General features: G+C 67.8%; 10 protein-coding genes and 2 pseudogenes. 5 read left to right on the top strand and 7 right to left on the bottom strand.

Going from position 1 to position 10,233, the window contains the following annotated elements:
* Window positions 1-864: 864 nt before the first annotated feature.
* Window positions 865-1,017 (bottom strand): hypothetical protein, encoded by a 153-nt coding sequence (locus tag J7E89_RS42585; RefSeq protein ID WP_214981266.1) that lies wholly within the window; start codon window positions 1,015-1,017, stop codon window positions 865-867.
* 1,044 nt (window positions 1,018-2,061) lie between these two features.
* On the opposite strand from J7E89_RS42585, the gene J7E89_RS39515 reads away from it, so the two are divergent.
* Entirely contained in the window at window positions 2,062-2,823 is a 762-nt protein-coding gene (locus tag J7E89_RS39515) for a chaplin (RefSeq protein WP_214981267.1), read from the top strand.
* Between the two features lie 357 nt (window positions 2,824-3,180).
* On the opposite strand, the gene J7E89_RS39520 is transcribed toward J7E89_RS39515, so the two are convergent.
* Together J7E89_RS39520 and J7E89_RS39525 are read right to left on the bottom strand one after the other, a co-directional pair.
* On the bottom strand, window positions 3,181-3,333 hold the full coding sequence (locus tag J7E89_RS39520) for a hypothetical protein (RefSeq protein WP_214981268.1): 153 nt from the start codon (window positions 3,331-3,333) through the stop codon (window positions 3,181-3,183).
* Between the two features lie 716 nt (window positions 3,334-4,049).
* Window positions 4,050-5,036: pseudogene (locus J7E89_RS39525) on the bottom strand (RNA-guided endonuclease InsQ/TnpB family protein).
* An 89-nt stretch (window positions 5,037-5,125) separates the two neighbouring features.
* Between J7E89_RS39525 and J7E89_RS39530 the strand changes: the two are divergent.
* Window positions 5,126-5,266, top strand: coding sequence for a hypothetical protein (locus J7E89_RS39530; RefSeq protein WP_214981270.1), 141 nt, complete (start codon window positions 5,126-5,128; stop codon window positions 5,264-5,266).
* Window positions 5,267-6,114: 848 nt separating this feature from the next.
* Here the strand turns inward: J7E89_RS39530 and J7E89_RS42590 are convergent.
* From J7E89_RS42590 to J7E89_RS39545, 3 genes are all read right to left on the bottom strand, one after another.
* Entirely contained in the window at window positions 6,115-6,393 is a 279-nt protein-coding gene (locus J7E89_RS42590) for a hypothetical protein (RefSeq protein WP_374196993.1), read from the bottom strand.
* Between the two features lie 174 nt (window positions 6,394-6,567).
* Window positions 6,568-6,840, bottom strand: a complete 273-nt coding sequence (locus tag J7E89_RS39540; protein ID WP_214981272.1) for a hypothetical protein — start codon at window positions 6,838-6,840, stop codon at window positions 6,568-6,570.
* Between the two features lie 61 nt (window positions 6,841-6,901).
* Window positions 6,902-7,600: a hypothetical protein gene (locus J7E89_RS39545; protein ID WP_214981274.1), complete on the bottom strand. Its 699-nt coding sequence runs from the start codon at window positions 7,598-7,600 to the stop codon at window positions 6,902-6,904.
* Between the two features lie 482 nt (window positions 7,601-8,082).
* On the opposite strand from J7E89_RS39545, the gene J7E89_RS39550 reads away from it, so the two are divergent.
* The 3 genes from J7E89_RS39550 (at window position 8,083) to J7E89_RS39560 (ending at window position 9,548) form a co-directional block, all read left to right on the top strand.
* A complete protein-coding gene (locus J7E89_RS39550; RefSeq protein WP_214981276.1) occupies window positions 8,083-8,568 on the top strand; it encodes a hypothetical protein in 486 nt (161 codons plus the stop codon).
* A 218-nt stretch (window positions 8,569-8,786) separates the two neighbouring features.
* Window positions 8,787-9,068: a hypothetical protein gene (locus tag J7E89_RS39555; protein ID WP_214981278.1), complete on the top strand. Its 282-nt coding sequence runs from the start codon at window positions 8,787-8,789 to the stop codon at window positions 9,066-9,068.
* Window positions 9,069-9,269: 201 nt separating this feature from the next.
* Complete coding sequence (locus tag J7E89_RS39560; RefSeq protein WP_214981280.1) at window positions 9,270-9,548, top strand: hypothetical protein; 279 nt, start codon at window positions 9,270-9,272, stop codon at window positions 9,546-9,548.
* 249 nt (window positions 9,549-9,797) lie between these two features.
* Here the strand turns inward: J7E89_RS39560 and J7E89_RS39565 are convergent.
* Window positions 9,798-10,233: pseudogene (locus J7E89_RS39565) on the bottom strand (RNA-guided endonuclease InsQ/TnpB family protein); the annotation flags it as partial.

Below are 10,233 nucleotides of genomic sequence, written 5' to 3' on the forward strand. Positions count from 1 at the left end.
CGAAGTCGTGGGCACTCCTTCGAGGGGCCGGCGGGCAGAAGCCGTCCGTGACAGCACTCTGCCCGCTACACTCCCACCGCTCGACGTTTCCCCAGGTCAAGCCACGAAGTACTGCTGGAGTACTAGCAGCTGGCCCTCGGACAGACGGCGACGAGAGAACGCGACGCAACGACGCAACACACCATGCCCCCTCCACCGAGGAACGGTGAAGGGGCGCACCGCAGCACGCGCACTCAGCGGTCAGGTCAGCGGTAGGACTTCCTCGACCGTTCGCAGGGCGCCGTGGCCGCCAAGCGTCCGGGGTGGTCCATGGCGTGTGGCCGCGCGAGGGGGCAGCCCCTTGCGCTTCCCGCGCCGCATGCGCGGGGCCGGGGAGGCTCTCTCCAGTTCCCAGGAACAACCGTCCGACCATTCCACGCCCCCTACGCCGGCGAGTTCCTCATGTTGCGGACTGGTCGGTCTCACGCCCAACCGCCGCGCGGATGTGCCTCCACCGCGTTAGCCGTTCGTGGCACCGGCGCACGCCACGGGCCCCGGTCTCAGCGGGAGCTCAGACGACTCGGGCGTATCGCGGGGTCACCGCGCGGTGGGCTCGCACCACCAACACCAACGAGTGGTCAAGGTGGTGGGTGTTGGCGGTGGTGGCGGCCTCGAAGGCACTGAGCGGTGCTCGGTCTTCCGCCAGGCGTGGAAGTCCGGTGTGTTCCAGGCATCCACCCAGTGCCCACGCGACCGCCACCACCATGAGTACCAAGATCGCGCACCCGGTCTACGTTGAGGCCTGATCGGCCCGGCTGCCCCTAGATGTCACAACCTGGTACTCGAACATCCCGACAAGCACCCGCTCCTACGGAACGTCGCTAACTACGGATGGGGTGTGCTCCAGGTCGGGCGCCGGAGGAACGCCTGCCAGGCCCGGTCGACGTCCGCGTCGGTGACGCCGGTCTTCAAGGACCAAAGCCATACTGCCGGCGCCTCGCGGTCCTTCGGCAGGTGCTCGACCTCCAGGCGGACCAACGTTCCTTCGACCAGAGGGAGTTCACCTTCATGATCTAGCCAGGCGGCCCGGTGGGTCGGCCGCGGATGGACCCGGTCCCATGCCCGCGTGACGGCCTTGCGTTGTTCGCCGTGGCCATGCGGGTGGTGACCGAGGGGTCGGGCCGGGTCTCCGGCTTTGGCGAAGCGGAACTCCGGGCCGTGATTCGACGGCCCCGTCCGCCTTTCGGGTCGAAGAGGCGGGTAACCGCATCACGCAGTCGCCGCGGATCCGCCCGACCAGCTCGACGGGAAGGTCTCGCAGGACCCAGGCCAGGCGGGTGACGTCGCATCCGGCGTCCGTGACGATGGTCCCGCGTGCGCGGGGAGCAGGCCCCATCCGCCGCGAAGGCGGTCGCGGCCGCGGGACCATCCGCGCGTGCGCGGGGACGATGTCCGGATCCCCGGGCCGCCAATGGCCCGCCGCGTTGAGCCGTTCAACAACATCGCGGAGCCAGGTGGCGGTGACCGCTGTCTCATCGTCGGCGGGACCGAGCCGGACCCGTGTCCAGGATCTGCGTCCATGACGTGGCACCCATCTCCAGCACCGCGACGAACGAGTTACATCGCGCCATGATCGCGCTGGTGTCCGGGCAGCAGCGTAGGCTCCACCGTCGAGTGCACCGCACCCGGCGCACACAACACCTCGTCCGCCAGCTCGAACAGCTCGTCGCCCCGGACGGTCAGACAGGCGTACCACTCGTCCCGAGAACGTGGCTCTTCCTCAAAATGCTTTCCCTGCTGGAGCATCAGGCAGCCGACTCGCCCTCACGGCTTTCTGATCGCTTTCTGATCGGTGCACCTTGGTCGGAGCGCAAGATCAGACGAAGGCCGCCTCAGCGTCCGGAGAATGCCGTGGTGAGTGGCCTAGTTCGAGGCACATTTCGACGCCGGAGGTTAAAGAACAAGCTGAGGACTAGTGCCCCGGGGTGGCTTCGAAGACAGCACCCATAACTCTGGCGGTTCCTTTGCGTTTTATGAGGTGCGGGTGAGTGCCCGTGATGATGTCAGGAAAGCAGGGAACCTATGAAATGGGCTAACCGAAACGGTGTGTTCGCCGTCGCCGCCGCATCCGGCGTGATGGCCATGGCGCTCCCGGTGTCCTCCGCCCTCGCGGCCGACGGGGCCAGCGCCGGCGCTACGACGGCTGGCTCGCCCGGGGTACTCTCCGGCAACGCCATTCAGATCCCGGTGGACGTGCCGGTGAACATCTGCGGCAACACGGTAAACGTCGTGGGGCTGCTCAACCCGGCCGCGGGCAACACCTGCGCGAACAAGGGCGGCGCGGCGAAGACCGGCGGTTCGAAGGCCGGCGGTTCGAAGAACAGGGGCGGATCGGCCGCTTCCGGCGGAGCGTCGGCTCAAGGTCTCACTGCAGATTCGCCCGGGCTGATCTCAGGCAACGGCATCCAGCTGCCGGTCGACCTTCCGGTGAACGTATCCGGGAACAGTGTCAATGTGGTCGGCCTGGGCAACCCGGCCTTCGGGAACAAGTCGGTCAACGGCCCCGGAGACCAGCCCCGCCAGCACTCGAAGGACCCGGCGCCGAAGCCCCCGGCCTCGAAGCCCCGGGCCCCGCAGCCCTCGAACGACCCGGCCCCGAAGCCCCGGGCCTCGAAGCCTCCGGCCCTCGTCCCGTCCCAGCCCGGCCCGCACACCCCGGACGCGGCGGCGCCCATGCTGGCCGACACCGGAGGGGACCTCACGGCCCCCGCCGTTGCCGCCGGCGCCGCGCTCCTGGCGGGTGCGGTCCTGTACCGCCGCTTCCGCCCCGTCCGTACCCGCTGACCCGACGCCGCACGGCCCCACTGGGTGTGCCCCCCTTTGGACAAGGGCGGCGAGCCGACTATGAGGCCCCGAACCGCAGTGCGTGGCGCTGAGGTCAGAGCGCGGGCGTCCAGGTAGCCCGATATTGGCAAGGCCGGCCTCGGTCGCCGGAGTTGAACCGCAGATTCGTCTCGATCGACTCCTTCCGGGTCAAGCCGCCGTCACTCTCGCTGTCCGAAGCGTCAGGACGGCGGCGGCCGCCGTGTCCGGCCATCAGGTTCTGGGGCCGGTGGCCGGCAGCAGTTCGCGGGCGGAGCGGCGGCTCCGCAGGGCGTGGAGCAGGCCGAAGGTGACGGCGGCACTGGCTATGAGGCCGGATCAGATCGCGCGGAGCCGGGTGATGCCGGTGCTTTTCCGGCGCTGGTGGCAGGCGTACGCCTCGGTGGCTTGGTCCAGCGGGGGCTGGTAGGCGTGGGCCCGTAGTTCGTCGGGCGGCGTGTGGTGGGTGCGGCGCCAAGGACCGGAGCTCACCTCGACGCCCGCCGCCCGCCGCCCGCCGCCCGCCCACGGCAACCTTCGTGGCGGCCGCGCCTGTACGGGGTTCCAGCGACGGGATCGGGACTTGCCCCGTGCATCCCATTCCGGCGCCGGGCCAGGGCGAAGCGTGGTCCGTCCAGGTGAGCCAAGAGGCTGTGACTGCCTGGGATGGCCCTTCCGGCGTGCGGTCAAGGAACCCTCTGCGATGCCCGGGCCGCTGTGCCTGCGCGGTACATGAGCGCGCTGCGGAGGCAGTCGAACGCTGGCTGCAAGAGATCTTGGACTATCCGGTCCCTGACGTCATGCGCGGCTGGGAGCGGATGCCGCTGTGCCGGGCCATGGATGCGGCGGATGCGTGGACTGCGCCGCCATGCTGGTCACCGCGAACTGCCGGCACACCGGCCTGGAGCCGGACACCCTTGAGGGCTGTCTGCGCCAGGAAGAGACCCGGGCACGCCCTCGGCGGGTCTGCTGCGCGAGGCGGCGCCCGCTGGCCGTGAGGGAGTCGGGGCGCTGCGGATGTACCACCGCGGGCAGGGCCGGATCCCAGGGGCAGCAGCAGGCTCCGCAGGGGCTGTGCGCCCGGCACTGAGCGGGCGCTGCGTGACTTGTGAGGCGCAGTGTCGTTAGAAGGGTGTCGTTCCGCGTCGAGGTACGGGCCCCGGAAGTGTGGCAACTTCTTCCGGGGCCCATTACTTGTTCAGGCTCTGTCAGGACAGGTCAGTCCACGCAGCAGCTTCGGCATCGAGTCCCGGTCTTACCTGCGGTCCACAGGCTGTCACCGCCAGTCCGGCGGCCTTAGCGACGTTGACCGCCGCGTTGATGTCCCGGTCAAGGACGGCCCCGCACGCACCGCACTACCAAGCACGGACGTGTAGGGGCTTGGGGCCGGCCTTGACCTGCACTCCAGCATCGCGACAAACGCGGACCAGCCGGCATCGTGACAGACTTGGCCAGACGTGTCCGGGTGAGCCCCTTGACCGCCAGGTCTTCCACTGCAACCTCTTGAGTCTCGCGGATCAGCTTGGTTGAGAGCTCGTGGTGGAACCGCGCGTCAGCCACCTGCGCGTGAGCGCGGGCGACCTTGAGCCGGGCCTTGATCCTGTTGTTGCTGCCTTTCGCCTTACGGGACAGACGCCGCTGTTCCCGCGCTTCAGCTTCTTCCCGGCCCGACGCAGAAAGCGCGGAGCGTCGATCTTCCGACCTCGATGACCACGATGAAGCTCGCGAAGTGCTTTCCGGCCGCATCCTTGATCACCGTCACGGTAGACGGAGCGGAGGTCAGGACACGGGACCATTTCACCCGCACCTCGCCGATCTTCGGGAGGGACAAGTCCCCGCCTGGTGTGATCTTCCACCGTGCGTTGGCAGTGAACCGAACGGCCTGCTGGCTGTCCTTGCGGGACTTCAAACGGGGCGCGCCCATCCGCGACCGCTTGCCCTTGAGTCCGTCGAAGAAGTTGCGATAGGCGGTGTCCAGGTCCCGAAGAGACTGCTGGAGCCTCGGTCTTCTTCGCCTCGGTGGTCAACAGCTTGGACAGCCCCCCGGTCTTCGGGAACGCATCACCTGAAGCGCGGGCGGACTCACGCACGCGCAGCGCATCGTTGTAGACCACACGCGCACACCCGAACGCCCGAGCCGGCGCCAAGCGCTGCGGGCCATTCGGATACAGACGCAAGCTGTACCTCAACTGCACGCGGATCACCGTACTCACAACAGTTGGCTTATGACTGAGTATCAGAACATCGCACAGGCCGTCACTGCTCTTTCGTTATTCAGGAAATCATGTACGCCGTCTGCGTCGACTTCGCATGCGCGCTGGTGGAGTTCAACGGCGAGAACAACCACATCCACTGCATGGACCACCACTTATGGCGGGCACCACGCCCGCGGTCCGGCCCCTACTTCGCCAGGTCAGTCGGCTGAGCTCCTCTGTCGATTGTCAGTCAGCACATCGAGCAGAAACATCACCCGCTCCAACCTGTGGGTCAGAGCACTTCTCAGAATCGCTGCCGGCAGGCTGGCGATCACGCGGTGCTGACGCGAGGGCGACTTGATCAGGCATACAGTGGCAGGGTTGCGGCACATCGAAACTCCGGGCGATACAGGTCACTTGACGGGTCACTGGCATCAACCGGGGCTTCGTTGCATACGTGGCTGCCCGCCAGCGCATTCGTCACGCTGCCGTGACCAGCAACAATCCGTGATCGGCCCACTTTGAAACCGCCCTGAAGCTGCCTCCGGGGTGGCGCCCGCTACTGGCACAGGCCCGCCGGTGTGGTGGGCCGTTGGGGCGGCCGCCGTATGTGCCGGCCTGGTCAATGCGGCGCCCGGCTTCTTCTTTGGCGAGATGGTGCCACGGCCCGGGGTGGACCACCTCTTCTGTACGCAGGGCTTGTGGTCGGGATTGGCACGGCGACGGGTGCATGCGCTGATCGCAGGGGGGGAACTGAGGCGGCGTGTGGATCGGGGCCCGGTGGACGGGACGGGCGTCAGGCAGGAAGCCGGACACGGCCGTGTTCGCGGCGGGGCGTGTGCAGGGCGCTGATGCTGGTTGTACTGCTGCCCCGGGCCGGTGCCGTTTGTCGAAGAAGCGGTCAGGAGAGGAACGCTGGCGGGCTGGCGCCGCTTTGGGCCGAGGGGCTTCAGGCCGGCCTTTCCCTCCGCGCGACGTGACGGGGGCGTGACGGGTGGACGCGTGTGCAAGCCAGCGGCCGGCGGGTGGGCCTGCCGAGGCAAGGGCGTCTGGCTTCGTTCACTTCCAGCGGTTCTGGCTAGCCTTCTGTGCAGCGGCCGCTTTCCGTCACACCAATAGGATTCGTTTGCCGCGGAGTTGGAACCCTGCCCGGGCAGAACATCTGGCGCTTGAGCATCTTGATCCGGTTGCCATGGCCTTCGACGACACCCGAGCTCCAGGGCAGGGTGAGGCCGACGATGACGGCGCCGCGGTCGCGTTCGATGCCGGCGGCGAGAGTGTGGAGGCTGGGCCGGTCGTCCTGCCGGACGGCGTCGAGCCAGTCCGGCAGGCGCTCGCCTTGGCGGCCCCTGTGCATGGCGGCGAAGGCCCGGACGTGGCAGGTGTTTTGGCCTGCTCGGCGACCGCGCACCCGGCGCGAGCCTCATGCGTTGCGGACACCGGTCCGGTCACCCGATCAGTGGCCCCTCACGTGTGATGGCAGTGAGGTTCTCTTGACAGGATGGTCTGTGCGGTTGGTGGCGGGGGTGGGTCAGAGTGCCTGGCTGTTGCAGCCCATGTCTGAACCGAGGTGGCTCTTTTGTGCGCCCGGGGATCCTTCGCCGTTCAGCAGGTTGCCTGCCAGGCCGGTGAGGGCGCCGACACTGCCGATCACCTCGATGTTCATGTCGTGCGAGCGGCACTCGATGCCCTGCGTGATGTCGAAATCGTTGCCCCGCTCGTTGGCAAAGGCGGTGGCGCCGCTGAGGGATCCGACGGTGCCGATGATGGCGCCTACGAGAACTACCGACTGAAGCTTACGCATTGGTTCTCCGTTAATCGAGATGGAGTCTTTGGCAGATGGAGTGGGGGTTGCGGGGGGGCCGTCAGCCGAGTCGGGGAAGCCCCAGTTGGCCGACGGGGGGTGCCGCGATCTGTCCGAGGCCGACCGGTGACAGCTGCGGTGCGCTCGCCGGCGAGAGGACCGGGTTGATGTTCGGATTCACCTGTGGGTTGAACTGCGGGTTCACCTGCGGGGCGACCTGCATCGGGGGCTCCGGGCCGAAGGCCTGGGGTACGGCTACCTGCGGGGCGACTTGTGGCATGACCTGCGGCACGACCTGCGGCATGACCTGCGGCTGCCCAGGGGCAGGCTGGCTCGGCTGCATCGGGGCGGCCTGGGCCGGCTGCATCGGGGCGGCCTGCTGTTGGTACGGCGTGGCGGCGGCTTGTGCCGTTCCCCCCGACGAGGCCGTGGCGACGGCACCGTTGTGCTGTGGCACCGGCGGGGCGGCCTGCGGGGCCGGGTAAGCGGCCTGCGGCGCCGGCGGGGCGGCCTGCGGGGCCGGGTAAGCGGCCTGCGGCGCCGGCGGGGCGGCCTGCGGGGCCGGGTAAGCGGCCTGCGGCGCCGGCGGGGCGGCCTGCGGGGCCGGGTAAGCGGCCTGCGGGGCCGGGTAATCGGGAGCCGACGCCGGAATGTAACCGCCTTGTCCGACGGGAGCGTCGGCATGGCTGGCGCTGGCGCCGGCGGCGGTCAGACCGCTGGCCGCTGCTACCACGAGCGCGACCTTATGAAGCTTGCGCATTAAACCCTCGGCCCTTCGATACCTGAAAATGGATCCATTGCATTCAGTGCGGTCACGCGTGCCGTCGGCGCGATACTCGCACCGCACCGTCAGCAGCGGTCAATCTTCAGCAGCACGCGGACTTCGCATTGGAGCCGGCAGTGAATTCCCTCGCCCCTTCTTCAGGTTGACGGTCGCTGCCCTCCTCCCGTGGAACGAGGTTTTCCTCGGTGTGGTCACGGCACGCACCAGTCCATCACCCATTTGCCCCTGTCTGTAGGGGTGTTGGAGCGGCCCGTACGCTCTTGCGGCAAATGGGTGAGCACGGCCCGGCACCCGTATCTGAGTCCGCGCTGACCTCGTTCCGCACGGGGCAACAACGATGATCTGTCGTAGCCGCACGAGTCAGCAGAGCAGCGACACTGCACTGCCTCATCTGCATTTTCACCAGCGTTCCGTGCACAGGGTTCCAGTGCACAGGTCAATGAAGGGCCGAGTATTCAATGCGCAAGTTTCAGCACATCGCGCTCGTCGTCGCAGCAGCCGGTGGTCTGTCCGCCGTCGGGGCCGGCCCAAGCTCCGCCGTGACTCCGGCCGCCTACAACGGGGCGCCGCCTCCTGTTTCACAGCCGGACGCCCAGGCCGCTTCGATGTCCTCCTCGCAGGCGTCCGTGCAGACATACGGGCCGCCTGCTGCGCGGCAGGCGCCCCCGCAGCAGGGCACCCAGGTCAATCCGCAGGTCAACCCTCAACTGAACCCACAGATCAGCCCGCAGCTCACTCCGCAGCCCCCGCAGCCCGGGCAGAACGGGCACGGCGCCCCGCTGAGCCAGGCCAACTTGTTCCGTCCGTCCCAGGAGTGCAGCCCGCAGAACCTGGTCGGCGCGAATGTCCCCGTCGCCCTGCTTGCCGCTTCCCAGACCCACGGGGTGGAGTGCACCCAGGCCAACAGCCAGGCGAACTCCTTCGCCAGCGCGCAATCGCAGTAGCGCTACGGGGCGATGACGCGTCGACGCCCGGCACGGGCCCTTCCAGGATGTGCGGCAGATGGGCCCGTCCGCTTGCGATACGGCTTTCGGGCACTTCTACTGCTCGATCACAAGACCGGCGCGCCACTGCCCGTTTTGCGGCATTTCTTACTAGTCTCCGGTAACGGTAGAAGTCGATCCGCCATGGATCGCACCCCACTTACTCCACCGGAGATGACATGCCCAAGCTTCGCAACGTTGCCGTCCTTGTCGCCGCTCTCGGCAGCATCGGTCTCATGGGCAGCACGGCCCATGCCGACCAGGGCAGGGGCGGCGGCAACGACAAGTTCCAGATCACGCAGAGCTCGCAGTGCAAGTCGCACGACCTGAACCTGGACATCCTCGGCCAGGTCGGCCTCCTCGACGGCCTGCTGGGCAACGCGCTCAACGGTGAGGGCAACCCCGGCGCCCAGTCCACCCACCTCGGTTCCACCATGGGCTGCAACAACAGCGCCTTCTGACGCTCCGGCCGGCGCCAAGTCGCCGGCTTACAAATGGTCCCGGCACAGGGGCGCCGGGACCATTTGCGTGCCGCCAGGTCTGCGAGGGCAGCCGGAACCACCCAAGACCCGGCAGTACTGGCTGGTTATCGGGTGTTTCGCATCCGCCCTGACTACCGCACCAAATGTCGATCGTTCTCTACCTCACTTCACGGAGATGACATGCACAAGCTCCGCACGGCCACTGTCCTCGTCGCCGCATTCGGGTGCGCAGGACTCCTGGGCGCCGGCACTGCACACGCCGGCCAGGGCGGCGACGGCGGCTACAGCATCATCCAGAGCACCACCTGCGGGTCGCACGACAGCAACGTCGACATCCTCGGCCAGGTCGGCATCGGCAACGGCCTGGGCGGCAACGCGCTGAACGGCGAGGGCAACCCGGGTGCGCAGAGCTCGTCCCTGGGCTCGACCGCGGGCTGCAACAACAAGGTCGGCCGCTAGAAGACTGCTGAAGATCTTGTTGAGGGGCTTTCCGGGCGTAGCCCGGGAGGCCCCTTCTTCGTCGTGGGGTGGTCGGGGCGTGCCAGGTGTTGTTGGTGCGGGTGAGTCCGTGTTTGATCAGTCGGCGAAGGTTGAGGGCGGCGGCGCGGTGGCGGAGCGAGATGTTGTCGGCAATGACGCCTGGTTGACTTCCGCTCCGCGCCCTCAAGGCCGGGGATTCCTACCACGGTTGTGTGAAAAACCGTCTCGGTGAATTCCTGCTTCACCGCGCTGCGCCGGGACGAGTCCTGGTCTTACCTGTGCTCGACAGGCTGTCACCGCCAGTCCGGCGGCCTTGGCGACGTTGACCGCCGCGTTGATGTCCCGGTCGAGGACAACCCCGCAACGAACGCACGCCCACACACGGACATGCAGCGGCTTGGGGCCGTCGTTGACACCACACTGCGAGCACACCTGAGACGTGGGCTCGAGCGCCCGAACGACGGAACGTGTGGCCGAACTTGACGGTCCTGTACTCCAGCATCGCAACAAACGCGGACCATCCCGCGTCGTGCACGGACTTGGCCAGACGCGTACGGGCGAGCCCCTTGACCGCCAGGTCCTCCACAGTAACCGCTTGGTTCTCGCGGATCTGCCTGGTGGAGAGCTGGTGTTGAAGTGCTCGCCCGGCTGAAGCCGGGAGATT

Source organism: Streptomyces sp. ISL-100, from assembly GCF_018614615.1.
Taxonomy (GTDB): Bacteria; Actinomycetota; Actinomycetes; order Streptomycetales; family Streptomycetaceae; genus Streptomyces.

What these genes read in the sequence shown, in the direction of transcription:
- J7E89_RS39515 (WP_214981267.1), top strand. Translation starts at nt 2,062, where the DNA reads ATGAAATGGGCTAACCGAAACGGTGTGTTCGCCGTCGCCGCCGCATCC.
- J7E89_RS39530 (WP_214981270.1), top strand. Translation starts at nt 5,126, where the DNA reads ATGTACGCCGTCTGCGTCGACTTCGCATGCGCGCTGGTGGAGTTCAAC.
- J7E89_RS42590 (WP_374196993.1), bottom strand. Translation starts at nt 6,393, where the DNA reads ATGCACAGGGGCCGCCAAGGCGAGCGCCTGCCGGACTGGCTCGACGCC.
- J7E89_RS39540 (WP_214981272.1), bottom strand. Translation starts at nt 6,840, where the DNA reads ATGCGTAAGCTTCAGTCGGTAGTTCTCGTAGGCGCCATCATCGGCACC.
- J7E89_RS39545 (WP_214981274.1), bottom strand. Translation starts at nt 7,600, where the DNA reads ATGCGCAAGCTTCATAAGGTCGCGCTCGTGGTAGCAGCGGCCAGCGGT.
- J7E89_RS39550 (WP_214981276.1), top strand. Translation starts at nt 8,083, where the DNA reads ATGCGCAAGTTTCAGCACATCGCGCTCGTCGTCGCAGCAGCCGGTGGT.
- J7E89_RS39555 (WP_214981278.1), top strand. Translation starts at nt 8,787, where the DNA reads ATGCCCAAGCTTCGCAACGTTGCCGTCCTTGTCGCCGCTCTCGGCAGC.
- J7E89_RS39560 (WP_214981280.1), top strand. Translation starts at nt 9,270, where the DNA reads ATGCACAAGCTCCGCACGGCCACTGTCCTCGTCGCCGCATTCGGGTGC.